This window comes from Streptomyces sp. NPDC006516 (assembly GCF_040611875.1).
Classification (GTDB): Bacteria; Actinomycetota; Actinomycetes; order Streptomycetales; family Streptomycetaceae; genus Streptomyces.
Window position 1 is genome coordinate 580267 of record NZ_JBEXPD010000001.1, and the last position, 23229, is coordinate 603495.

Consider the following 23229-nt stretch of genomic DNA (forward strand, 5'->3'; position numbering starts at 1 on the left):
ATCCGACGGCGGAGCCGGATTACCAGGAAGCGGCGGCACCCTGTGCGGGGGTGCCGCCGCTTCGTCAATTGAATGGCGAACCGTTCAAGTTTGATTCTTTTCAGCGTTCGGTGCGCAAATCCCGGGCGTCACGCCGGGGTGCGGCCCGGGGATCCCCACCCCCGGGCCGCACCCGCTTACCGCTGCCGGGTACGGAGCCGCACCGTCGCGCACCGCCGCCGAACGGGCGAAGCCCCCCACGGCCCTCACCCGCTCTTTCGGTGACGTCGGATGCGTACCCGACGTCGTACAGCTTTTCGGGTGGCGTCGATGCGGGCGAGGCATTTCAACTGTGGCCGAAACCCCGTGGTGACCTCCTGTGACGCCGCGCATACGCTTCGGCGGGGGGAATTGCGGTTGCAACAGGGGGTTCGGTGCTGCGTATCCATGTGTCCGGGGTGGACCTTTCGCGTGTGCGGATGGCCACGAGGCCGGACGCGATGTGGGAAACCATTCTGAGTTTTCACCGGCTGAGGGACCGCCGGGGTTCCACGGTGTTCGGTAAATGGCGCGCGGAATCCCGCGCCCGGTTGAATGGTGAAGCACGTCTGCTGGCCACGGTGGTTCCACCCCGCGGCTATTTCCCCGACTTCCTGACGCCTTCTCAGGGAGGCGCCGAGCCATTCGGGCTCGACGCCGGAATGGAGGCGCTGCGCGACACTGCCGTGGACCGGATCCGCGAGGAGACCGGACTCCTCGCGCAGCAGGCTCCCCGGGCGCGGCGGGCGTCCTCGGGAGCCCCGTCCGGCGCCGCGCTGCTGGAGGCGCTCGCCGAGGGGCGTACGGAGCCCCTGGGCCGTCTCATCGCCACGCTGCGGGACTACCACCGCGCCGCGGTCGAGCCCTACTGGCCGCACATCCGTGCCTGTGTCGAGGCCGACCGGGCCGTCCGGGGGCGCGCACTGCTGGACGGCGGCGCGGACGAGCTCCTCGCCGGCCTGCCTTCCATGATCCGCTGGCGCGCACCCGTGCTGGAGGCCGACTACCCCGTCGACCGGGAGCTGCGCCTGGACGGGCGGGGCCTGCTGCTCCAGCCGTCGTTCTTCTGCCGCGGCACCCCCGTCGTCTACCGCGACCCGGGCCTGCCGCCGGTTCTCGTCTATCCCGTCACCCATCCCGGCGCCCCGGTCTTCGCCGAGCCCGGACCCTGGCTCGGCAGGCTCGTCGGCCACACCCGTTCCGCGGTGCTGCGCTCCATAGGCCATGGCTGTACGACCAGCGAGCTGGCCCGCAGGACCGGGGTGTCCCTCGCGTCGGCGAGCCAGCACGCCTGTGTGCTGCGTGAGGCGGGCCTGGTCCGCACCCTGCGCCACGGCAGCTCGGTCCTGCACACGCTCACACCGCTGGGGGCGGCACTGCTCAGGGGCGGGGCGCCGCTCCCGGTGTCCTGACCCCGGACGTCCCGGGAGCGGCGCCCCGCCCCGAGCGATGAGTTCTGCCCGCCGCCGCCGTCCACCCCTCGTAAGCGCTCGTACGGAGCGCGGGGGAGCGCCGCAGGGTGCCGGACGGAAGAGTGGAACCATCATGACCCAGCCTCAGATGATCTTCGTGAACCTGCCGGTCAAGGACCTGGAGACGTCGAAGAACTTCTTCTCGAAGCTCGGTTTCGGCTTCAACCCGCAGTTCAGCGACGAGACGACCGCGTGTCTGGTCATCAGCGACACGATCTTCTCGATGCTCATCACCGAGCCGCGCTTCAAGGAATTCACCAAGAAGGAGATCGCCGACGCGGGCAGGACGACCGAGGTCCTCCTCGCCCTGAGCGCCGAGAGCCGCGAGAAGGTCGACGAGATGGCCGACGCCGCGCTGGCCAACGGCGGCTCGCCCGCCAACGACCCCATGGACGATGGATTCATGTACGGCCGGTCCTTCCAGGACCCGGACGGCCACATCTGGGAGGTCGTGTGGATGGACCCGGCCGCCGTCGCGGGGCAGGCCTGACGCCGGTGCGGGGAGGCTGCCGGAGGGCGGGTGCCCGCGACAGCCTCCCGCTTCCCGTCAGGACCGGAACGGCCCCGTGACCTCGTAGGTGATGCCGCCCGACGAACTGCCGCTCGTCCCGCGCTGCGAGGAGAAGTACAGGCGCCTGCCGTCCGGCGAGAAGGCGGGACCGGTGATCTCCGACGAGGACTGGCCGCTGATCCGCAGGAACGGGGCGACCGTGTCGTCCGGGGTGATCAGGCAGATCTCCATGTTCCCGCCGTCCTCCGCGACGTACAGGTCGCCGGAGGCGGCGCGGGTGACGTTGTCGACACCCGTCAGCGGGGCGCCGCCGCCCGTGACGAGCGAGTCGTCGTAGACGAGGGAGAGGGACGAGGCGTTCGCGTCGTACGCCCATACCCGGTTGTCGCCCTTGGTGGTGAACCAGCAGGTGCCGCCCGCGTAGAAGCAGCCCTCGCCGCCGTTGAAGACCTTGGCGCCGGAGACCTGGTAGCGGGTCTGGGTGGGGGAGCCGTCCGGGTCGGGGACGGTCGTCCAGGTCACCGGGCCGCTGGTGGCCGTCCCCGCCACCAGCACCTGGAGGGTGCCGCTCGCGAGGCTGCCCCAGGTGGTGGGACGGAAGCGGTAGAAACGGCCGTCCGTCTCGTCCTCCGTCAGGTAGACGTAACCGTGGTCGGGGTCGGCGGCCGCAGCCTCGTGCTTGAAGCGGCCCATCGCGGGTCGCTGCACCGCGGCGTTCACCCCCCACGGGTCGGTCTCGTACACGAAGCCGCGGGTGACCTCCTCGCAGGAGAGCCAGGTGTTCCACGGGGTCCTGCCGCCCGCGCAGTTCGTGTTCGTGCCGGACAGGATGCGGTACGCGGAGGTCACCGTCCCCGAGGAGTTGAAGCGCACCGCGCTCGCTCCGCCGCCGCTGCTCGCGGAGACCTCGGCGTTGGAGACGTAGATCCAGCCGCTGCCGTCGGTGAAGGTGGCGCCGCCGTCCGGTGCGCTGTGCCAGGTGTACGAGGTGCCGGGGACGGTCTGTCCCGAACGGGCGATGATCCTGCTGGTGAAGCCGCTCGGCAGCAGGATGCCGTTGCTGTTGGCCGCCTGCAGCGCACCGTAGGGCCCGGTGGCGGGCTGGGCGGGATCGGCGAAGGCGGCACCCCGCCACAGGGTGCCGCCGAATGCCGCTGCCGAGCTGCCGATCACGGCCGTGCGCAAGAAGGTCCGACGTTCCACGATCACTCCACGGGTGACGTGCGGGCCCGCCGGTCCGGTCGGCCCGGCGGGTGGAACGTCAGGACAGTAGAGGCGTGTGGTGGCCGGAGTTCCAACGTGTCATGAACAGACCGCGGTCAGTCCGCGCGGACCGCGAAGACGGGCACCGTGACCTCGTCGTCGTCCAGGCAGGCGCCCGTCTCCAGGTCGAAGCGCTGCTTCAGCAGAGGCGACGCGACGAACGGCCGGCCCTCCGCGGAGCCGATCAGGCCCCGGGAGAGGACGTACGCCCCGGTGAACGGATCCCGGTTGTCGATCGCGTAGGCGCGCCCCGCCCGGTCCACGAACAGCGCCACCTGCCGGCCGTCCGGGAGGAGCGCCGCCACTCCGCGCCCCGGGGTGAGCAGCGCACGGTCGCAGACCGTGAGCCAGCCGTCCCCGTCCGCGAGCTGGATCGTCCGGGTGTCCTGCGCCGTTTCCATCATCTGGGTCGTCATCAGGAAGGGGTCCCTTCAAGGGTACGGATGGCGAGCACCGGGCCCGCGAGGATGTCCAGGTCGGGCTTGACCTGGTCGCGCTCCGGGACGAACTTGACCGAGGGGTCGGGGGCGTCGGGGGCGTTGACGAAGGTCACGAAGCGCCGCAGCCGCTCCGGGTCGTTGATGGTCTCGGCCCACTCGTCCCGGTAACCGGCGACGTGGTCGGCCATCAGCCGCTCCAGTTCGTCGCAGAGACCGAGCGAGTCGTGCACGACGACGTCCCGCACGTGGTCCAGGCCGCCCTCGATGCGGTCCAGCCAGGTCGAGGTACGCTCCAGGCGGTCCGCCGTACGGATGTAGAACATCAGGAACCGGTCGATGAGGCGGACCAGTTCGGCGTCGGAGAGGTCCTGGGCGAGCAGGTCGGCGTGGCGCGGTGTGGCGCCGCCGTTGCCACCGACGTAGAGGTTCCAGCCCTGCGCCGTGGCGATGATCCCGAAGTCCTTGCCGCGGGCCTCCGCGCACTCCCGGGCACAGCCCGAGACCGCCGACTTCAGCTTGTGCGGGGAACGCAGGCCGCGGTAGCGCAGCTCCAGGTCGATAGCCATCTTGACCGAGTCCTGGACGCCGTAGCGGCACCAGGTCTGCCCCACACAGGACTTGACCGTGCGCAGCGACTTCCCGTACGCGTGCCCGGACTCGAAGCCGGCGTCGACCAGCCGGGTCCAGATCAGGGGCAGCTGGTCCACCCGGGCGCCGAAGAGGTCGATGCGCTGACCACCCGTGATCTTCGTGTAGAGGCCGAAGTCGCGGGCCACCTCACCGATCACGATCAGCTTCTCCGGGGTGATCTCACCGCCCGGGATGCGCGGCACGATCGAGTACGAGCCGTTGCGCTGGAGGTTGGCCAGGAAGTGGTCGTTGGTGTCCTGGAGGGCCGCCTGCTCGCCGTCCAGGACGTAACCGCTCGCGCCGACCGTCGGGGCCAGCGAGGCGATGATCGAACCGACGGTCGGCTTGCAGACCTCGCAGCCGTCACCGCCGCGGGCCGCCTCACGGCCGTGCGAGTCGAGGAGTGAGGCGTACGTCGTGATGCCGAGGGTGCGGACGATCTCGTACAGCTCGCTGCGGGTGTACTCGAAGCAGCCGCACAGCCCCTGGTCCTCGGGCTGAGGGAGCAGCTGCCCGATGACCTTCACGCAACTGCCGCAGCCAGTACCGGCCTTGGTGCACTTCTTCACCTCGGGCAGCGTGGTGTGCTCGCAGATCGCGCCCTTGGTGACGTTGTGGCAGGAGCAGATCACGGCCTCGTCCGGCAGCGAGGACGGGCCGAGGGTGACCGGGCCGCCCGCGCCGGCCGGCAGCACCAGCTGCTCGGGGGCGACCGGGAGGACCGTGCCGGTCATGGGGCGCAGCGTGCCGTACTGGTCCGCGTCACCGACCAGGACACCGCCGAGCAGCGTGCCGTCCTGGCCGATCACCAGCTTCTTGTAGACCCCGGAGCGGGAGTCGGAGTACACCACGTCGAGGCAGCCCTCGGCGGCGCCGTGCGCGTCCCCGAAGGAGGCGACGTCCACGCCGAGCAGCTTCAGCTTGGTCGAGAGGTCGGCCCCGGTGAAGGAGGCCGCGTTGCCCGCGATCACCTCGGCGACCGCCAGCGCCATCTCGTAACCCGGCGCCACCAGCCCGTAGACCCGGCCGTCCGAGGCCAGCGCGCACTCGCCGATCGCGAAGACGTCGCTGTCGGAGGTGCGGCACTCCTCGTCGACGATGATGCCGCCGCGCGGGCCGACCGCCAGACCGCAGTCGCGGGCCAGCTGGTCCCGGGGGCGCACACCGGCGGAGAAGACGACCAGATCGGTCTCCAGCGAGGAGCCGTCCGACAGGGACATGCCGTCGACCCGGCCGTCCTCGCCCGCGGTGACCTCCTGGGTGCCGACACCCGTGTGGACGGTCAGGCCCATGTTCTCGATGGTGCGCAGCAGCGCGGCGCCACCGCCCTCGTCGACCTGGACCGGCATCAGCCGGGGCGCGAACTCCACGACGTGCGTGTCGAGTCCGAGACCCTTCAGCGCGCCCGCGGCCTCCAGGCCGAGCAGCCCGCCGCCGACGACCGCGCCGGTCTTCGCGGTCTTCGCGTACTCCTCGATCGCGAGGAGGTCCTCGATGGTGCGGTAGACGAAACAGCCCTCCGCGTCCTTGCCGGGGACCGGCGGCACGAAGGGGTACGAGCCGGTGGCCAGCACCAGCGTGTCATAGGAGAAGGTCTCCCCGGAGCGCGCGGTGACGGTGCGCGCCTCACGGTCGACGCTCTCCGCCGGGTCACCGACGCGCAGATCGATACCGTGGCGCTCCATGAAACCGGCCTCGACGAGCGAGAGGTCCTCCGGAGTCTTCCCGGAGAAGTACGAGGTCAGCTGCACCCGGTCGTACGCGGGGCGGGGCTCCTCGCAGAGCACCACGACCCTCGCGGTGCCCGCGGCGGGGGTCAGGCCGCGGTCGGCGAGCGCTTCCAGGAACCGCTGTCCGACCATGCCGTGCCCGACGACCACGATCGTCGGCACGCCTGCGGTGGGGGCGGTCGGGGGAGTGGACACCGGCATCAGAAGCCTCCGTCGTTGGTGAGCAGGTGGAGCAAGGGCATGTCGGCGGGGAGGGGTTCGTCGTCCTGCCAGGTCCGGGCGAGGGTGCCGACCGCGGCGAGATCGCCGAACAGCACCCCGCCCGCCAGCCGGTCGCCCCGGACGACGACCGTGCGGTACGCGCCCCGGGTGGCGTCCGCCAGCCGGATCACGTCGTCTCCGGGCATCGGCCGGGAGTCGCCGAAGGCGGCCAGGTCGAGTCCGCCGGACGTCCCGGAGACGACGGCGGCTCCGGTGGTCGTGGCGGTTCCGACCGTTCCGGCAGGGACGGGTGCGGCGGAGGGGGAGCGCAGGGTCAGCCGGGTCAGGGCCCGGGTGCCCCCGTAACGGGCGGGACGTCCTGCCAGCACCTCGGCCAGCACATCGGCCTGTTCGAGCGCGGCGCCCGCCAGCCCGTAGACCGTCCCGTCGTGTTCGGCGCAGTCGCCGACCGCGTGGATGTACGGGTCCGAGGTGCGCAGCTCGTCGTCCACGACGACGCCCTTGCGGACCTCGAGTCCGGCGGCCTGCGCGAGACCCGTCCGGGGACGGACGCCGCAGGCCAGCACCGTGATCTCGGCCTCCAGCTCGTAGCCGTCGGCGAGTTCCACGGCCCGCACCGCCGGGGTGTCCCCGTCGGTGCAGCGCAGTCCGCGCACCCGGCACTCGGTGTGCACCTCGACCCCGAGGGCCTCCAGGTGCCGGCGCAGCATCCCGGCCGCCTCGGCGTCCAGCTGCCGCTCCATGAGGTGCTCACCCTGCTGGGCCAGCACCACCTGGGCACCGCACTCCGCCAGTGCGCGCGCGGCCGACACCCCGAGGAGCCCGCCGCCGATCACGACGGCGCGCACTCCGGGGCGTACGGCGGCCCGCAGGGTCAGGCAGTCGTCGAGGGTGCGGAAGGGATGCACCCCGTCGGGCAGTACGTGACCCAGGCCCCGCAGCGGCGGCAGCACGGGGTTGGAGCCGGTGGCCAGCACCAGGCGCCCGTAGCCGATGACGCTGCCGTCGTCGCAGAGCACCTGCCGCTCCGCCCGGTCGATCCGCACGACCCGCACCCCGCGCCGCACCTCGGCGGGCGGCAGGGCGATGACGTCCGGCTCGTACCGGCCGGCGAGCACCTCGGCCAGCAGCACCCTGTTGTACGGTGCGTGGGCCTCCTCGCCGATGACGGTGACCCCGGGGACCCGGGCGGCGAGGCGTGCGCCCGCCATCCCGGCGCCGATCACCACCACCCGCGCCGCGTTCTCCGTCTGTGTCCTCATACCGACGAGAGTGCGCGGTGGGTGTTACCCGACCGCATCCCTCCTGTTTCCCGGGAGGAACCTTGCGCTCAGCGCGTCCGGACGCCCTCTGTGAGGGCCGGGGCACGGCCGGTTGGACGGTGTACCCACCATCTGTTTAAGGTCCGGGCATGCCTGAGATCACCCTCACCACCCTGATCCTCCTCTGCCTGGCCGCCGCGGCGGCCGGCTGGATCGACGCGGTGGTGGGCGGCGGAGGGCTGCTTCTCCTGCCCGCCCTGCTGCTCGGCCTCCCGCACGTCCCGGCCGCGCACATCCTGGGCACCAACAAGGCGGTGGCCATCGTCGGGACGTCCGGGGCCGCCGTCACCTACGTACGCAAGGCGCCGGTCCAGGTCGGGACCGCCGTACGCATCGGGCTCATGGCGCTCGCCGGGTCGATGACCGGTGCCTTCTTCGCGGCGGGCATCAGCAGCGACGTGCTGCGCCCGGTGATCATGGTGGTGCTGCTCGGCGTCGCGGCCTTCGTACTGCTGCGGCCGTCCTTCGGCACCGCGGCGGCGGGTGACGGCACGGGGCGGAAGGTCACCCGTGCCCGCACCGTCACCGCGATCGTGCTGGTCGGCGGCGGTATCGGCTTCTACGACGGGCTGTTCGGGCCGGGCACGGGCACCTTCCTGGTGCTGGCGCTCACCGCGGTGCTCCACCTCGACCTGGTCACCGCGTCGGCCACCGCCAAGATCGTGAACGTCTGCACCAACGGCGGCGCGCTGGCGATGTTCGCCTACCAGGGCACCGTCCTGTGGCAGCTGGCCGCGCTGATGGCCGTATTCAATCTGGCGGGCGGGATGTTCGGGGCGCGGCTGGCCCTCAGGAAGGGCAGCGACTTCGTCCGGGGCGTCCTGCTGGTCGTGGTGTTCTCGCTCGTCGCCAAGCTCGGCTTCGACCAGTGGACGGCCTGAACGCCCGGTACGGGGCGAGCTGATCACCGGTACGGGGCGGTCTGCTCACCACGTCGGAGCACCGCTGCTGGGCGGCCTGGAGGGCGGGCTGCTCACCGCCTCGGCCGGGTTGTGCGCCGGAGCGCTCACCGCACCTCGGTGAGGTGCGCGTACGCCACGACGTTGCCCTGGTAGCCCGTCTCGCGGGTGTAGCCGCCGCCGCAGGTGATCAGGCGCAACGAGGCGTGGGGCGTGCTGCCGTACACGCGCTTGTCGGGGAAGTCGTCGTTCTCGTACACCTCCACCGCGTCGACGGAGAAGACGGCGGTACGGCCGTCGCGGCGGTCGATCTCGACCCGGGAGCCCTTCTTCAGGGACCCGAGACCGTAGAAGACCGACGGCCCGTCGGCGCTGTCGACGTGCCCGGCGACGATCGCCGTGCCCTCGGCGCCCGGGGGAGTGCCGTCCTCGAACCAGCCGGCGAGGTTGCGGTCGTCGGCGGGCGGCGCGTCGAGTCTGCCGTCGGCGCCCAGGGCGAGACCCGTCATGGGCGCGTCCACGTCGATACGGGGGATACGGATCCGCACCGGTGCGGCAGGGCGCAGCGGCTCGGCGACCGGCGAGCCCGGACGGAGCTCGGGCCCCGCCGCGAAGGCCTCGGTGGTGGAGGGCTGGGGCGCCATCAGCCGGATCGCCGCACCGCTCTGCACCAGCCAGACACCGCACAGCGCGACGATGCCCGCCAGCCAGGCCCTGGCCTTCAGAGCCGTCCTGTCCACGTCGCCCGTCCTCCGTAGTCGCCGCTCAGTGTCGGGTGCCGTCCGCGCGCCGCCTCCGCAGGAGCAGGGCGCCGCCGACGCCCGCCGCCGCGACGAGGCCCGCGCCCGCGGCGAGCTGCGCGGTGTCGGGGGCGGCGCTGCCGCCCACACCCGTGTCGACGTGCCCGGAGGGGCGGCTGGGTGCGGTCGTCGGCCTGTCGTGCGGAGGGGCGGGCGGCTTCGCGGACCCTGGACCGGTGAGGTCGGCTCCAGGAGGGCTCACGGGCGCGGGCCGGGTGCCGGGTACCGTCGCACCGGCCTCGTCCCCGGCGCCCGTCTCCGCCGGAGAGTCCCCGGCGCCCTCCTCGCCGGTCTCGGGCCAGGGGGAGCCCGGAAGCGCGGAGAGACCTTCCGCCGCCTCCGGATCGCCGGCTTGCAGGGTGCCGGCGGCCTCACCGAGTTCCTCGGGGGCGGCGGCGGCCAGGTCGGCGGCGGGATCCTCGGGGGCTGTCAGGTCGCCGAGGGTGCCCGCGTCCCCGGGGGCCTCCAGATCGTCCGGTGCCTCCGGATCCGTGGGCGCCTCCGGGGCTGCCTCCTCCCCGCCGCTGTCGCAGGGGAGCGCCGTACCGCCGTCCACGGCCCCGGGACCGCACTCCGCCGGGACGGGAGCGGCTGTCGCCGCGACCTGTCCGGTTCTGCCGAAACCGTCCGTCTCCGCGTGGGCGGGCGGGGCGACGGCGAGTCCGAGCGCGGCGGCGGTGAGGGCCGCGGCGGCGGTACCGGTCACGAGGCGGGCAGGGCTGCGCATGGGAATCCTCCGGGCAGACGGATGTGTCCTGCCTCCGAGGTAACGGGCCCCGCCCGGCCGCTGCACGCTGACGCCTGGTCAGATTTCACCCGTCCGGCCCTGCGGGCCGCCCCTGCCTCCCGCGTCCCGTGCAGGTCGAGGCGGTGCGGGCGTCCGCAGGGGCCGCTCGATACCGATCGGGTGACCCCTCCGCCGCATGAGTGTGATGCAGGTCACATGCATGGGGCGTGGGGGGCCGGGCACATGGTCCATAACCCCCATGGGACGGCAGCCCCCCGCCGGCCCCCGGCAACCGCCCTCACCGGTCCACCCCCCCCGGGACCCGTGAGGGCGGTGTCGTGTGCCCCGCGCCTTCAGGCCCCGCCCCCTGCCCTTCCGTCCGTGGCCGACCAGGTGATGTCCGGTGGCCGCACGCGGGCGCACCGGGGCAGTCCTCTGTCGTCGGTCAGGCGCAGCCGGGCGGTGAGGTGCCCCGACCGCGAGGCTTCCTCCAGGACCTCGGGTCCGGCGTCGATCAGCATCAGCTTGGCGCGCCGGAACATGGTGAAGGTCCCGGCCGCGTCCACGGTGCCCCACGACAGATGGACGAAGCGCCCCCCGAACCGGTTCTGGATGTACGGGCCCGAGACCTCGACGCCCTCCGGGGTCCGGGTGGTGACGCAGTCCAGGGTCCAGGCGGCGCGTGGCGCGTCCCCCGGGTGCAGGCCGAGCAGTTCGCCGGGCCGGTCCTTTCGCTGGACGCCGACGTGGATGTTCTCGAACCCGGCGAATTCGGTGCCGGGGCCGCAGGTGCGGCCCGGAAGTTCGGAGGCCTCGATGTGGATCTGCATGGGCCTCATCGTCCCGTACGCCTCCGGGGCCGGTCAGACGGTCTCCCCGGGAGTGGCCTCGTAGGCCTGTTCCAGCAGGTCCATCAGCTCCTCGTCGACGGCGAAGGGGGTGTCGTCGATGCGGCGTACCGGTGCGATGCCCTGCGAGTTGGTGACGAACGCCGCGCGGAAGGAGCCCACCGCCTCCAGTGTCACCGGGCGCCGGGCCGAGGGCCGGTCCGCCCGCGCGAGTCCGGTCTCCAGCAGCGCCATGGTGATGCCCGTCAGGGCGGGGGCGTCCGGCCACACCACGCGCGATCCGTCCCAGAAGCCGATGTTGGTGATCGCTCCTTCGGTGACCAGGCCGCCGGGCGAGGTGAGCAGCGCCTCGTCGAAGCCCGAGCGTTCGGCCAGTCGCCCGTAGTACATCTGGCCGAACTCGCCGGGGCGCTTGATGTGCGGCACCGAGCGCGCGTACGGCACCGACATCAGGCTCCGGGGCGCGGCGGTCATGTGGGCCGGCTCCCGTACGGTCACCATCGGCACCGTGTCCTCGCTGCCCGGCGGCAGGAAGCCGTGCACCCGCACCGACGCGTCCCGCCTGCCGGCGCCGTCGAGCGCGTGCCCGATCAGTTCACGCACCCGCGCCCCGTGCAGGGGAAGCCCGAACAGCTCCCGGTTCGCCGAGTCCAGGCGGTCCAGATGCAGGGCCAGGCCGCGCACCGTGCGGTCCCTGACCTGCATCGCGGTGAAGTGGCCGTAACCGGCGAAGGCCGGGATCCGCAGATCGTCCCCGGTGGCGGGGCGGCCGTCGAACTCGACGTAGGGGGCGGGCGCGGGATTCGTCATGGCACCACGGTAGAACGCGGTGTCATGGGACCACGAGCGAACGGCGCTTGACCTCAATCATGGTTGAGGTGTGAGGCTGCCGTGCATGGACCTCACCACTTCCCCCACCCCGTCCGCCGCCCCGCTGAAGGTGGCCGTCATCCTCGGCAGCAACCGCGAGGGGCGCTTCGGGCCCGTCATTGCCGACTGGTTCCTGAGCCGGGCCGCCGGCCACCCGGACATCGAGACCGAACTCATCGACGTCGCCGAGACCGAACCTCCGGCCGGCCCCGCGGCCGGGGCCGTCCCGCACCTGGCACGCGCGGACGCCTTCGTCGTTCTGACACCCGAGTACAACCACTCGTACCCGGCGCCGCTGAAGCACCTGATCGACCGGCACTTCGCCGAATGGCAGGCGAAGCCCGTCGCGTTCGTGTCGTACGGGGGAGTCTCCGGGGGCCTGCGGGCGGTCGAGCACCTGCGCCAGGTCTTCGCGGAGCTGCACGCCGTCTCGGTGCGCGACACCGTCTCCTTCCACAACGCGGGCGCCCTCTTCGACGACCGGGGCCGGCACCGGGACCCCGCCCAGGCCGAGGGGGCGGCCAAGAGGATGCTCGACCAGCTGGTCTGGTGGGGCCGGGCCCTGCGTGATGCCAGGGCCCGGCACCCGTACGGCAGCTGAGGCCCACCGCGCGGCAATGGGCCGACAATCGAGGAACCGCCCGCCGAGAGCACGAGGAGACCAGGGATGACCGAGCCCGCAGCGCTGACCGTACTGACCACGACGGACAGCGAGGAGAAGGCCCGCGCCCTGGCCCGGGACGCGGTGGACGCACGACTGGCCGCCTGCGCCCAGATCTCGGGGCCGGTCACCTCGGTCTACCGGTGGGAGGGCGCCGTCGAGACCGGCGAGGAGTGGCAGGTGCTGTTCAAGACGACGGCGCACCGCTACGACGAGCTGGAGGCGCACCTGCTGGCAGCGCACGACTACGAGACACCCGAGATCATCGCGACTCCGGTGGTCCGCGGCAGCCGGCGCTATCTGGCCTGGGTGGCGGCGGAGACGGCCCCCACAGCGGCTCTGTGACCGGGGGCCCCCACACCGGCCCCGTGACCGGCCCCCACGGCGGCGCCGTGCCCGGCCCCCGGCTGCCGTTCTTCGTCTACGGCACGCTGCTCCCCGGCGAGCCGAACCACGACCGGTTCCTGCGCGGCCGCACACGCGCGGAGCGGCCCGCGGTGCTGCCGGGCACCCTCCTCTACGAGGGCCCCGGCTATCCGTATGCCGTCGAGGGCCACGGCACGGTCCACGGCGCGCTGGTCACGGCCGACCCCGCGACGTACGCCGAACTGCTCTCCCTCCTGGACGATCTGGAGCAGTACCTGGGCCCCGGCCACCCGCGCAACCTGTACGAACGGGTGGCCCGCCCCGCCCTCCCGCTTCCGGACCCGGGCGCGCCCGGCACCGCCGGGGCCGTCCGGGCCTGGGTCTATCTCGCGGCCGGAGCCGTCGCCCGCTCGCTGCGCACCGGCGGCACGCCCGTGCCGGGCGGGAACTGGCTCACCCGGCGGCCTCCACCCGCACCGCGCACACCTTGAACTCCGGCATTCGCGACACCGGGTCGAGCGCGGGGTTGGTCAGGGTGTTGGCCCGCCCCTCGCCCGGCCAGTGGAACGGCATGAACACGGTGTCCTGACGGATCGCGGACGTGATCCTCGCCGGTGCCACCGCCCGCCCGCGCCGCGAGGTGACCGCCACGGTGTCGCCCTCGGCCACCCCGATCCGCTCGGCCAGCCGAGGGTGCAGTTCCACGAAGGGCCCCGGCGCGGCTGCGTTCAGCTCGGCCACCCGGCGGGTCTGCGCCCCCGACTGGTACTGGGACACGACCCGCCCGGTCGTCAGCACCACCGGGAACTCGGCGTCCGTCTCCTCGGCGGCAGGCCGGTGCGTGACCGGGACGAACCTGGCCCGCCCGTCGTCCGTCGCGAACCGCTCCAGGAAGAGCCGCGGCGTCCCGGCGTGCTCCTCGTCGGGGCAGGGCCAGAACACCCCGTCCTGCGCCGTGATCCGGGCGTAGGTGATGCCCGCGTAGTCCGCGGCGCCGCCCGCCGAGGCCCGGCGCAGCTCGTCGAAGACCTCCTCTGGGTCCGCCGGGAAGCCCTTGCCGTGCCCCAGCAGAGCGGCCAGCGCGTTCAGCACCTCCAGGTCGCTCCGTACCCCTTCCGGCGGCGTGACCGCCCGCTGCCGCAGCAGCACCCGGCCCTCCAGGTTGGTCGTCGTCCCCGTCTCCTCCGCCCACTGCGTCACCGGCAGCACCACATCGGCCAGCGCCGCCGTCTCCGACAGCACCACGTCGGCGACCGCCAGGAAGTCCAGCGACCGCAGGCGCTCCTCGACGTGCCCCGCGTGCGGCGCCGAGATGACCGGGTTGGACCCCATGACCAGCAGCGACCGCACATCCCGCCCCAGCGCGTCCAGCAGCTCGTACGCACTGCGTCCCGGACCCGGCAGGGAGTCGGGGTCCACACCCCAGACCCCGGCCACATGCTGGCGAGCCGCAGGATCCGTGAGCTTGCGGTAGCCCGGCAGCTGGTCGGCCTTCTGGCCGTGCTCCCGGCCACCCTGGCCGTTGCCCTGGCCGGTCAGGCAGCCGTAGCCGGACAGCGGGCGGCCCGCACGGCCGGTGGCCAGGCAGAAGTTGATCCAGGCCCCCACCGTGTCCGTGCCCTTCGCCTGCTGCTCGGGGCCCCGGGCGGTGAGCACCATCCCGGTCTCCGCGCCGCAGAACATCTCCACGGCTTCGCGCAGCTGCGGTACGGGAACCCCGGTGAGGCGCTCCACCAGTTCGGGCCAGTGCGCCATCGCGCCCGCCCTGGCCTCGTCCCAGCCACTCGTACGCGTGACGACGAACTCCTCGTCCACCCGCCCGTCCGCCACGACGAGATGCAGCATGCCGAGGGCGAGGGCGAGATCCGTGCCCGGCCGGGGCGCCAGATGCAGATCCGCCTGCTCAGCCGTCCTGGTGCGGCGCGGATCGATGACGATCAGCCGGCCGCCGTTCTCCCTCAGCTCGGTCAGATAGCGCAGCGCCGGCGGCATCGTCTCCGCGAGGTTGGAGCCGACCAGGATCACGCACCCGGTCCTCGGGATGTCCTCCAGCGGGAAGGGCAGCCCCCGGTCGAGCCCGAACGCCCGCTGGTGCGCCGCGGCGGCCGAGGACATGCAGAAGCGGCCGTTGTAGTCGATCTGCGAGGTGCCGAGCACCACCCGGGCGAACTTCCCGAGGGCGTACGCCTTCTCGTTGGTGAGCCCGCCGCCGCCGAACACCCCCACGGCGTCCGCGCCGTGCTCCGCCCGCGTCCCGCGCAGCCCGTCGGCGATCCGCTCCAGCGCCTCGTCCCAGCCGGCCGGCACCAGCTCACCGTGCGCGTCGCGCACCAGCGGCCCGGTGAGCCGTACCCCGGCGGCGAGCACGGCGGGAGCGGTGCGCCCCTTGCCGCAGAGCGCGCCCCGGTTGACGGGGAACTCGGTGCGCTCCACGACCTCGACCACCCCGCCGTCGGTGACCGGTCGCAGCTTCATCCCGCACTGGAGGGCGCAGTACGGGCAGTGGGTGGAGGTCTCGGTGCTGGCCATACGCCCAGCGTGCGAGCCCGGTATTACGGGGACCGGTGCGCCCGGTTACGCACCGGGTACGCGCACCTCAGCCCGCCCCGCCGGGCGCGGTGAGGTCGGCGGCGAGCGCCTCGGACACGCCCGTCTCCCGTGGGCCCAGGAAGTGCGGATCAGGCTCGAAGACCACGTCCAGCAGCGCCTTTCCCGCCGCCAGGACCTCCCTCGTCCCGCCGTAGTACCAGGTCACATCGTGTACGGCGTCGACCCCCACGCCGTACGCGTCGATTCCGGCGGACCGGCACAGGGCGATGGCCCGGCGTATGTGGAAGCCCTGGCTCACCAGCACGGCCCGGTCGACGCCGAAGATCTTCTTGGCCCGGACGCAGGAGTCCCAGGTGTCGAACCCGGCGTAGTCGCTGACGATCCGCGCGTCCGGCACCCCGCGCCCGGTGAGGTACGTGCGCATGGCGTCCGGCTCGTCGTACTCCACGCGGCTGTTGTCGCCGGTGACGAGCACGACCCGCACCTTCCCCGTCCTGTACAGCTCGGCGGCGGCGTCGAGCCGGTGCGCGAGATACGGCGACGGCCTCCCCTGCCACAGCCCTGCCCCGAACACCACGGCGACCTGCTGCGCCGGGGCGGCCGCCGTCGTGCGCACCCGTGCGTCGGCCGTGGTGTACAGCCAGGTCGCGGGCGCCAGCGCCATCGCGCAGGCGACCATCAGCGCCTGCGCCAGCCGCCGCTGCCCCCGCCGGCTCCGCGGCAGCCGTGCCCGCAGGGGCGCCGGCCACCCCCGTGCCCGTACGGCCGCGAGCCTCGCCCGTGCCCCCTGCCACGCGGCCGCGCGTTTCCCCGGTTTCCCCAGCAGCCCCATGCGGCGCCCCCCGCGCTCGTCCACGATCCTCGAAAGAGGGGACGAACGACGGACCCGAAAGGTTCGCACCGGTGTGAACAGGTACTGACAGCGACGGCCCCCCTCCCGTGAGACAGCGGCAAACACCCGTCACCGGTGCGAAACGGCCCGGCAACGTCCGGCCTTCACCATCGGTTCATGACGGAGACGGCACCGGAACACCTCAGTGAGCCCCTGCCCCTCGACAGCACGGCGCAACTCCTGACCCGCATCACCTCCCAGCTCGGAAGCCAGCTCAGCCTCGTCTCCCCGAACGGAACCCGCAGGCCCATGCACCTCACCCGCAGCTCAGCCCCCACACTGGTCGCCGTCGCCCACGGCAGCCGGGACCCGCAGGCCCTGCGCACCGTCCTGGAGCTCCTGGACCTGGTGCGGGAGCTGCGGCCCGGTCTCGACGTGCGCCTCGGCCACATCGAGCTCAACGAACCCCTGCTGCCGGACACCCTGGACGGCATCGGGCGCGGCGAAGCCGTCCTCGTCCCGCTGCTGCTCGGCCGGGGCCACCACGTCCGCCACGACCTGCCCGTCGCCGCGGCCGCCGCGAGCCACCTGCGGACCCGTGTCGCGGCACCGCTCGGACCGCACCCCCTGCTCGCCGAGGTCCTGTACGAGCGGCTCGTCGAGGCCGGCTGGCGCGACGCGGACGGCGCGAGCCGCAGCACCGGCGTGGTGCTCGCCGCCGCCGGATCGCGCGACCCCGACTCGGACGCCGACGCCCGCCGCACGGCCGCCATGCTCAGTGACCGCCTCGGCGGTGTGCCCGTCGTACCGGCCTACGCCTCGGCGGCCACCCCCACCGTGCCGGCCGCCGTGCGTGCCCTCACCGCCCGGGGCCGCCACCGGATCGCCCTCGCCTCCTACTTCACGGCGCCCGGCCGCTTCGCGACCGTCTCCGCCGCCGCGGCTCCGGGGATCGCCGCCGCACCGCTCGGCGCCCACCCGGGCATGGCACGCCTCCTGCTGCACCGCTACGACCAGGCGCTGACCGGCCCCGCGTCCGTCCACGGCGCCCTGACGCACACCCGTCTCCTCGCCTCCGCCTGACCCTTCCTGTCAGCCCGGACGATTACTGTCGAGGGCATGGACGGTACGCACGACCCCCGGGACACGCCCTACGGCACCGCTGACACCGAGCGCTGGGACACCGAGCCCGACAAACGGCCCGGGCGCACCGCGTTCCAGCGCGACCGCGCCCGTGTGCTGCACTCCGCCGCCCTGCGCAGACTCGCGGGGAAGACCCAGGTCGTCACACCGGGCACCCGCGGACGGGCCTGGGACGCCAGCCCCCGCACCCGGCTCACCCACTCCCTGGAGTGCGCCCAGGTGGGCCGGGAGCTCGGCGCCGCCCTCGGCTGCGACCCCGACCTGGTGGAGGCGGCCTGCCTCTCCCACGACATGGGCCACCCGCCCTTCGGGCACAACGGTGAACAGGCGCTCAACGACTTCGCGTCGGACTGCGGCGGTTTCGAGGGCAACGCCCAGTCGCTGCGCCTGCTCACCCGCATCGAACCCAAGCGCTTCGTCCGAGACCCGCGCAGCGGTGAACTCGTCAGCGTGGGCCTCAACCTGACCCGTGCCGCCCTGGACGCCGCCACCAAGTACCCCTGGCCCAGGGGCGCGCACCCGACGGACCCCGCCTCCCCGAAATTCGGGGTGTACGAGGACGACCTGCCGGTCTTCGCGTGGATCCGCAAGGGCGCTCCGCAGGACGGCACCTGCTTCGAGGCCCAGGTCATGGACTGGTCCGACGACGTCGCCTACTCCGTGCACGACTTCGAGGACGGACTGCACGCCGGGCACATCGACCCGGACTGCCTCTTCTCCGCGCAGGAGCGCGCGGAGATCTGGCAGGTCGCCATCGGGCGGTACGTCCCGGCCGACACCGATCCCCAGGAGCTCTCCGACGCCCTGGACCGGCTCACGGCCCAGGAGTGGTGGCCGCGCGGCTACGACGGCAGCGCCGTCGCGCAGGCCCGGCTGAAGGACGCGACGAGCCAGCTCATCGGCAGGTTCTGCCTCGCGGCGGAGGCCGCGACCCATGCCGCGTACGGCCCCGGACGGCTCGGCAGGTACGGCGCCGAGCTCATCGTCCCGCGCGAGGTCCGGCACGAGTGTGCCGTCCTCAAGGCCGTCGCCGACCGTTACGTCATGCAGCGCGCCGAGCAGGAGGCCATCCGCGCCGACCAGCGGATCGTCATCGCCGAACTCGCCGCCGCGCTCACCGCCCGCGCCCCCGAGGGCCTGGAGCCGCAGTTCCGCGCGCTCCACGAGGCGGCCCCCGACGACCGGGCCCGCAAGCGGGTGCTCGTCGACCAGATCTCCGCGCTCACCGACGCCGCCGCCCGGTCCCTCCACAGGACTCTCACGGGGGTTCGGCAGACTGGACCATGACAGGGCCACATGCCAGCGGCTGTGACCTGATCGAGGCACACCCTCTTTCGCCATCACGCTGCGTGCGGGACGCTCGCAGCTGGCGGCGCCGCGCAGCACAGTACCGAGGAGGCATCAAGTGGTCGACGCACATCGGACGTTCGTCATCATCGGCGGGGGACTGGCCGGAGCGAAGGCGGCCGAGACACTCCGGGCGGAAGGCTTCAGCGGCCGGGTCATCCTCATCGGCGACGAGCGCGACCATCCGTACGAACGGCCTCCCCTCTCCAAGGGCTACCTCGCGGGCAAGGACGAGCGGGAGACCGTCTTCGTCCACAAGACCGCCTGGTACGCCGGCGCCGACATCGAGCTCCACCTCGGCCAGGTGGTGACCTCCATCGACCGGGCCGGCCGCTCCGTGCAGCTCGGCGACAACACCGTGGTCCACTACGACAAGCTGCTGCTCGCCACCGGCGCCGAGCCGCGCCGCCTGGACATCCCGGGCACCGACCTGGTGGGTGTCCACCACCTGCGCCGGCTCGCCCACGCCGACCGGCTGCGCAACGTCCTGGCCGCCCTCGGCCGTGACAACGGCCATCTGGTGATCGCCGGAGGCGGCTGGATCGGCCTGGAGGTCGCCGCCGCCGCCCGGGGGTACGGCGCGGAGGTCACGGTGGTCGAGCCCTCCGCGACCCCGCTGCACCACGTCATCGGCCCGGAGCTCGGCCAGATCTTCACCGATCTGCACTCCGAGCACGGTGTCCGCTTCCACTTCGGTGCCCGGCTCACCGAGATCACCGGCCAGGACGGCCTGGTGCTCGCGGCCCGCACCGACGACGGCGAGGAGCACCCCGCCCACGACGTGCTCGCCGCGATCGGCGCCGCGCCGCGCACCTCGCTCGCGGAGGCCGCTGGGCTCGACATGGCGGACCGTGCCCAGGGCGGCGGTGTCGCCGTCGACGCCTCCCTGCGCACCTCCGACCCGCACATCTTCGCCGCGGGCGACATCGCGTCCGTGGAGCACCCGCTCTTCGGCGGACGGCTGCGCGTGGAGCACTGGGCCAACGCCCTGAACAGCGGCCCGGCCGCCGCGAAGGCCATGCTCGGCCAGGACGTGACGTACGACCGGGTGCCGTACTTCTTCTCCGACCAGTACGACCTCGGCCTGGAGTACTCCGGCTGGGCGCCCCCCGGCTCGTACGACCAGGTCGTCATCCGGGGCGACGCCGGGAAGCGGGAGTTCATCGCGTTCTGGCTGAAGGACGGGCGGGTCCTCGCCGGGATGAACGTCAATGTGTGGGACGTCACCGAGAGCATCCAGAAGCTGATCAAGGCCGCCCGGCCGGTGGAAGCGGACGCGCTCGGCGACCCCTCCGTGCCGCTGGATTCCCTGCTCTGAGCCGGAGGCCGCCAGGCCCGGGGCCGTCAGACGGCGCGGTGGACCGCCCCCCGCCGGCCGGTCCCGGACCTCCGGCCCCACCCGTAGACTTCACTCGTGGCAGGCAGGATCAATGACGACGACGTGAAGGCGGTACGGGACGCGGTCCCGATCGACGCCGTCGTGTCCGAGTACCTCCAACTGCGCAACGCGGGCGGCGGCAACCTCAAGGGTCTGTGCCCGTTCCACGACGAGAAGTCCCCCTCCTTCCAGGTGAGCCCCGGCAAGGGCCTGTTCCACTGCTTCGGGTGCCAGGAGGGCGGCGACACGATCGCCTTCGTGATGAAGATCGACCATCTCACCTTCTCCGAGACGGTCGAGCGGCTCGCCGCCAAGGCGGGCATCACCCTGCGGTACGAGGAGGGTGGCTACAACCCCTCCCACCAGCGCGGCGAGCGCATCCGGCTGGTCGAGGCGCACAAGATCGCCGCGGACTTCTACCGCGAGCAGCTGAACGGCCCCGAGGCCGAGATCGGCCGGAAGTTCCTCGCGGAGCGCGGCTTCGACCAGGACGCGGCGGCCCACTTCGGCGTCGGCTACAGCCCGGCGGGCTGGGACCACCTCACCCGCTACCTGCGCGGCAAGGGCTTCAGCGACAAGGAGCTCATCAGCTCCGGCCTCTCCCAGGACGGCCGCCGAGGCCCCATCGACCGCTTCCGCGGCCGGCTGATGTGGCCCATCAGCGACACCTCGGGTGAGATCGTCGGCTTCGGCGCCCGCAAGCTGCGGGACGACGACAACGGCCCGAAGTACCTCAACACCCCCGAGACCTCGATCTACAAGAAGTCCCAGGTGCTCTACGGCATCGACCTGGCCAAGAAGGACATCGCCAAGGCGAGCCGGGCCGTCGTCGTCGAGGGCTACACCGACGTCATGGCCTGCCACCTCGCCGGGGTCACCACCGCCATCGCCACCTGCGGAACCGCGTTCGGCAACGACCACATCAAGATCCTCCGCCGGCTCCTGATGGACAACGGCAGCGCCCGCGTGATCTTCACCTTCGACGGCGACGCCGCAGGCCAGAAGGCCGCTCTGCGTGCCTTCGAGGACGACCAGAAGTTCGCGGCCGAGACGTACATCGCGATCGCTCCCGACAACATGGACCCGTGCGACCTGCGGCTGGCCAAGGGCGACGACGCCGTCCGTGACCTGGTCGAACCCCGCACGCCGCTCTTCGAGTTCGCGCTCCGGCAGATCGTCGGCCGCTACGACCTGGAGACCCCCGCCGGGCGCGCCGCCGCTCTCGACGAGGCCGCCGCCGTCGTGGCGAAGATCAAGACGAGCAGTGTGCAGCGGGAGGTGGCCGTCCAGCTCGCGGGCTTCGTCGGCATCCTCGACCAGGAGTTCGTCGTCCGCCGGGTCCACCAGCTCGCCCAGTGGGCCCGCGGCCGGGGCGGCGACCAGCGAGGACCCGGCCCCGCCTCCCGCACCGGTGCACGGCCCGCGCAGGTCACGGCCCCCGTGGCCCCGTCCGGCCCCGCGCTCAACCTCCGCAGCCCCGCCCACCGCACGGAGCGCGAGCTGCTCAAGCTCGCCCTGCAGAAGCCGGCCCTGGTCTCCCCGGCCTTCGACGCGTACGGCGTCGACGAGTTCACCGCCCCGCCGTACGCCGCCGTACGCCAGTGCATCGCGGAGGCGGGCGGCGCGGAGATGGGCGTCGCCGAGACCCGGGAGTATCTGGTCCAGGTGCTCGACGCGACCCCCGACGACACGGTGCGCAAGCTCGTCACGGAACTCGCGGTCGAGGTCTTCCACGGCAAGACCATCGACGAGTCGTACGCGGGCCAGCACCTGGTCAAGGTCCGCCTCCGGGCGGTCGACCGCAGGATCGCGGACGTCCAGAGCAGCCTCGCCCGCCTCGGCAGCAACGTCGCCCCGGACCATCTGGCCGCGGCGCAGAACGAGGTCTGGGTCCTCCAGCAGTACGCCCAGTCGCTGCGCAACCACGGCGCCGACGCCCTCTGAGCCGCATCAGCACCCCGTCACGCTCCGGACGCAAAAAGTCACCGCACGCCCCTCGTGGCAGTGATGTGTCGTACCCCACACTGGATGGCGGTGCCTGAGTCATCGGAGCGCGGACGGTCCGCCCGGGGCGGACCTCCATCCCCCGCGATCCGGCAGCGATCACCTGGAGGTCGCCCCCGTGCAGACCCGGACCGTGACGATCACGAGCGAGCATGTCCCGGCCATTCCCGCCCAGAACCGGGTCACGCGTCACCCGGAGACGGCGGGCGCGCCGGAAGCCGTGCTGGAGGAACCGGTGGAGCCCCCGGAGCCCCCCGAGCCGCAGAGCCGCCCGGAGGCGGGCGGCCCGTCCTCGGATCTCTTCCGCCAGTACCTCAGGGAGATCGGGCGGATCCCGCTGCTGAGCGCGGCGGAGGAGGTGGAGCTCGCCCGCCGGGTCGAGGCGGGCCTGTTCGCTGAGGAACGGCTCGCCCGCACCCCCGACCCGGACTCGCGGCTCGCCTTCGACCTCGACCGGCTCGTCGTCATGGGGCGGTTGGCGAAACGCAGACTCATCGAGGCCAACCTCCGCCTCGTGGTCTCCGTAGCCAAGCGCTATGTCGGCCGCGGCCTGACCATGCTCGACCTCGTCCAGGAGGGCAACCTCGGCCTGATCAGGGCGGTCGAGAAGTTCGACTACGCCCGGGGGTACAAGTTCTCCACGTACGCCACCTGGTGGATCCGCCAGGCGATGTCCCGGGCCCTGGCCGACCAGGCCAGGACCATAAGGGTCCCGGTGCACGTCGTCGAGCTGATCAACCGGGTCGTCCGCGTCCAGCGCCGCATGCTCCAGGAACGCGGCTACGAACCCACGGCCGAGGAGATAGCGGCCCAGCTCGACCTGACACCCGAACGCGTCGGCGAGGTCCTGCGCCTCGCCCAGGAACCCGTCTCCCTGCACGCCCCGGTCGGCGAGGAGGACGACGTCGCCTTCGGAGATCTCATCGAGGACGGCGACGCCGCATCCCCCGTCGAGTCCGCGGCCTTCCTGCTGCTGCGCGAACACCTGGAGACCGTCCTGTCCACGCTCGGGGAGCGCGAGAGGAAGGTCGTCCAGCTGCGCTACGGGCTGGACGACGGCCGGCCCCGCACCCTGGAGGAGATCGGAAGGATCTTCGGCGTGACACGCGAACGCATCCGCCAGATCGAGTCCAAGACCCTCGCCAGGCTGCGGGACCACGCCTTCGCCGACCAGCTGCGCGGCTACCTCGACTGAC

At 72.6% G+C, this 23229-nt stretch carries 21 protein-coding genes; 11 read left to right on the forward strand and 10 right to left on the reverse strand.

The genetic code is table 11. The features are described 5' to 3' along the window. Positions 1-413 precede the first annotated feature (413 nt). On the forward strand, positions 414-1430 hold the full coding sequence (locus ABZY45_RS02480) for a helix-turn-helix domain-containing protein (RefSeq protein ID WP_356735276.1): 1017 nt from the start codon (positions 414-416) through the stop codon (positions 1428-1430). Between the two features lie 133 nt (positions 1431-1563). Next, positions 1564-1980 carry a VOC family protein gene (locus tag ABZY45_RS02485; RefSeq protein WP_356735278.1) on the forward strand — a complete coding sequence of 139 codons (417 nt, stop codon included), beginning with the start codon at positions 1564-1566 and terminating at the stop codon, positions 1978-1980. A 57-nt stretch (positions 1981-2037) separates the two neighbouring features. Here ABZY45_RS02485 and ABZY45_RS02490 read toward each other — a convergent pair whose 3' ends face one another. From ABZY45_RS02490 to ABZY45_RS02505, 4 genes are all read right to left on the reverse strand, one after another. Further along, positions 2038-3204, reverse strand: coding sequence for an alkaline phosphatase PhoX (locus ABZY45_RS02490; protein WP_356735280.1), 1167 nt, complete (start codon positions 3202-3204; stop codon positions 2038-2040). Positions 3205-3320: 116 nt separating this feature from the next. Next, positions 3321-3680: a nitrite reductase small subunit NirD gene (nirD, locus tag ABZY45_RS02495; protein ID WP_356735282.1), complete on the reverse strand. Its 360-nt coding sequence runs from the start codon at positions 3678-3680 to the stop codon at positions 3321-3323. Next, positions 3680-6265: a nitrite reductase large subunit NirB gene (nirB, locus tag ABZY45_RS02500; RefSeq protein WP_356735284.1), complete on the reverse strand. Its 2586-nt coding sequence runs from the start codon at positions 6263-6265 to the stop codon at positions 3680-3682. The genes nirD and nirB overlap by 1 nt, the downstream gene beginning before the upstream one ends. Continuing rightward, positions 6265-7548, reverse strand: coding sequence for an FAD-dependent oxidoreductase (locus ABZY45_RS02505; protein ID WP_356735286.1), 1284 nt, complete (start codon positions 7546-7548; stop codon positions 6265-6267). The genes nirB and ABZY45_RS02505 overlap by 1 nt, the downstream gene beginning before the upstream one ends. 149 nt (positions 7549-7697) lie before the next feature. Here ABZY45_RS02505 and ABZY45_RS02510 point away from each other — a divergent pair, with 149 nt between their 5' ends. Then, entirely contained in the window at positions 7698-8489 is a 792-nt protein-coding gene (locus ABZY45_RS02510; RefSeq protein ID WP_356735288.1) for a TSUP family transporter, read from the forward strand. A 125-nt stretch (positions 8490-8614) separates the two neighbouring features. On the opposite strand, the gene ABZY45_RS02515 is transcribed toward ABZY45_RS02510, so the two are convergent. The 4 genes from ABZY45_RS02515 to ABZY45_RS02530 form a co-directional block, all read right to left on the reverse strand. Next, positions 8615-9247, reverse strand: coding sequence for a class F sortase (locus tag ABZY45_RS02515; RefSeq protein ID WP_356735290.1), 633 nt, complete (start codon positions 9245-9247; stop codon positions 8615-8617). A 25-nt stretch (positions 9248-9272) separates the two neighbouring features. Continuing rightward, positions 9273-10034: a hypothetical protein gene (locus ABZY45_RS02520; protein ID WP_356735292.1), complete on the reverse strand. Its 762-nt coding sequence runs from the start codon at positions 10032-10034 to the stop codon at positions 9273-9275. Positions 10035-10387: 353 nt separating this feature from the next. Next, positions 10388-10864: a DUF5990 family protein gene (locus ABZY45_RS02525; RefSeq protein WP_356735294.1), complete on the reverse strand. Its 477-nt coding sequence runs from the start codon at positions 10862-10864 to the stop codon at positions 10388-10390. A 33-nt stretch (positions 10865-10897) separates the two neighbouring features. After that, complete coding sequence (locus ABZY45_RS02530; RefSeq protein ID WP_356735296.1) at positions 10898-11692, reverse strand: aminotransferase class IV family protein; 795 nt, start codon at positions 11690-11692, stop codon at positions 10898-10900. An 85-nt stretch (positions 11693-11777) separates the two neighbouring features. On the opposite strand from ABZY45_RS02530, the gene ABZY45_RS02535 reads away from it, so the two are divergent. From ABZY45_RS02535 to ABZY45_RS02545, 3 genes are all read left to right on the forward strand, one after another. Beyond that, positions 11778-12353: an NAD(P)H-dependent oxidoreductase gene (locus ABZY45_RS02535; RefSeq protein WP_356735298.1), complete on the forward strand. Its 576-nt coding sequence runs from the start codon at positions 11778-11780 to the stop codon at positions 12351-12353. Positions 12354-12419: 66 nt separating this feature from the next. Then, positions 12420-12758 (forward strand): divalent-cation tolerance protein CutA, encoded by a 339-nt coding sequence (gene cutA, locus ABZY45_RS02540; protein ID WP_356735299.1) that lies wholly within the window; start codon positions 12420-12422, stop codon positions 12756-12758. Positions 12759-12781: 23 nt separating this feature from the next. Continuing rightward, the gene (locus ABZY45_RS02545; RefSeq protein ID WP_356735300.1) at positions 12782-13270 is read left to right on the forward strand and encodes a gamma-glutamylcyclotransferase family protein; all 489 of its coding nucleotides are present in this window, start codon (positions 12782-12784) and stop codon (positions 13268-13270) included. Here the strand turns inward: ABZY45_RS02545 and ABZY45_RS02550 are convergent. Both ABZY45_RS02550 and ABZY45_RS02555 read right to left on the reverse strand, forming a co-directional pair. Beyond that, positions 13233-15308 (reverse strand): molybdopterin oxidoreductase family protein, encoded by a 2076-nt coding sequence (locus ABZY45_RS02550; RefSeq protein ID WP_356735302.1) that lies wholly within the window; start codon positions 15306-15308, stop codon positions 13233-13235. The genes ABZY45_RS02545 and ABZY45_RS02550 overlap by 38 nt on opposite strands. A gap of 67 nt (positions 15309-15375) precedes the next feature. Then, entirely contained in the window at positions 15376-16185 is an 810-nt protein-coding gene (locus tag ABZY45_RS02555; protein WP_356735304.1) for an ElyC/SanA/YdcF family protein, read from the reverse strand. Between the two features lie 153 nt (positions 16186-16338). Here ABZY45_RS02555 and ABZY45_RS02560 point away from each other — a divergent pair, with 153 nt between their 5' ends. The 5 genes from ABZY45_RS02560 (at position 16339) to ABZY45_RS02580 (ending at position 23228) form a co-directional block, all read left to right on the forward strand. Next, the gene (locus ABZY45_RS02560; RefSeq protein ID WP_356735306.1) at positions 16339-17244 is read left to right on the forward strand and encodes a sirohydrochlorin chelatase; all 906 of its coding nucleotides are present in this window, start codon (positions 16339-16341) and stop codon (positions 17242-17244) included. 36 nt (positions 17245-17280) lie between these two features. Continuing rightward, positions 17281-18591, forward strand: a complete 1311-nt coding sequence (locus tag ABZY45_RS02565) for a deoxyguanosinetriphosphate triphosphohydrolase (protein ID WP_356735308.1) — start codon at positions 17281-17283, stop codon at positions 18589-18591. A 118-nt stretch (positions 18592-18709) separates the two neighbouring features. Next, positions 18710-19969 (forward strand): FAD-dependent oxidoreductase, encoded by a 1260-nt coding sequence (locus ABZY45_RS02570; protein WP_356735310.1) that lies wholly within the window; start codon positions 18710-18712, stop codon positions 19967-19969. Between the two features lie 96 nt (positions 19970-20065). Next, positions 20066-21973, forward strand: a complete 1908-nt coding sequence (gene dnaG / locus ABZY45_RS02575; protein WP_356735312.1) for a DNA primase — start codon at positions 20066-20068, stop codon at positions 21971-21973. A 178-nt stretch (positions 21974-22151) separates the two neighbouring features. After that, a complete protein-coding gene (locus ABZY45_RS02580; RefSeq protein WP_356735314.1) occupies positions 22152-23228 on the forward strand; it encodes an RNA polymerase sigma factor in 1077 nt (358 codons plus the stop codon). Position 23229 lies beyond the last annotated feature (1 nt).

Excerpts from the sequence above, each read along its gene's own strand:
- ABZY45_RS02510 (WP_356735288.1), top strand. The coding sequence starts at position 7,698 with ATGCCTGAGATCACCCTCACCACCCTGATCCTCCTCTGCCTGGCCGCC.
- ABZY45_RS02565 (WP_356735308.1), top strand. The coding sequence starts at position 17,281 with ATGGACGGTACGCACGACCCCCGGGACACGCCCTACGGCACCGCTGAC.
- nirD (WP_356735282.1), bottom strand. The coding sequence starts at position 3,680 with ATGACGACCCAGATGATGGAAACGGCGCAGGACACCCGGACGATCCAG.
- ABZY45_RS02485 (WP_356735278.1), top strand. The coding sequence starts at position 1,564 with ATGACCCAGCCTCAGATGATCTTCGTGAACCTGCCGGTCAAGGACCTG.
- ABZY45_RS02560 (WP_356735306.1), top strand. The coding sequence starts at position 16,339 with ATGACGGAGACGGCACCGGAACACCTCAGTGAGCCCCTGCCCCTCGAC.
- ABZY45_RS02535 (WP_356735298.1), top strand. The coding sequence starts at position 11,778 with ATGGACCTCACCACTTCCCCCACCCCGTCCGCCGCCCCGCTGAAGGTG.
- ABZY45_RS02550 (WP_356735302.1), bottom strand. The coding sequence starts at position 15,308 with ATGGCCAGCACCGAGACCTCCACCCACTGCCCGTACTGCGCCCTCCAG.
- ABZY45_RS02520 (WP_356735292.1), bottom strand. The coding sequence starts at position 10,034 with ATGCGCAGCCCTGCCCGCCTCGTGACCGGTACCGCCGCCGCGGCCCTC.
- cutA (WP_356735299.1), top strand. The coding sequence starts at position 12,420 with ATGACCGAGCCCGCAGCGCTGACCGTACTGACCACGACGGACAGCGAG.
- ABZY45_RS02505 (WP_356735286.1), bottom strand. The coding sequence starts at position 7,548 with ATGAGGACACAGACGGAGAACGCGGCGCGGGTGGTGGTGATCGGCGCC.
- nirB (WP_356735284.1), bottom strand. The coding sequence starts at position 6,265 with ATGCCGGTGTCCACTCCCCCGACCGCCCCCACCGCAGGCGTGCCGACG.
- ABZY45_RS02530 (WP_356735296.1), bottom strand. The coding sequence starts at position 11,692 with ATGACGAATCCCGCGCCCGCCCCCTACGTCGAGTTCGACGGCCGCCCC.
- ABZY45_RS02525 (WP_356735294.1), bottom strand. The coding sequence starts at position 10,864 with ATGCAGATCCACATCGAGGCCTCCGAACTTCCGGGCCGCACCTGCGGC.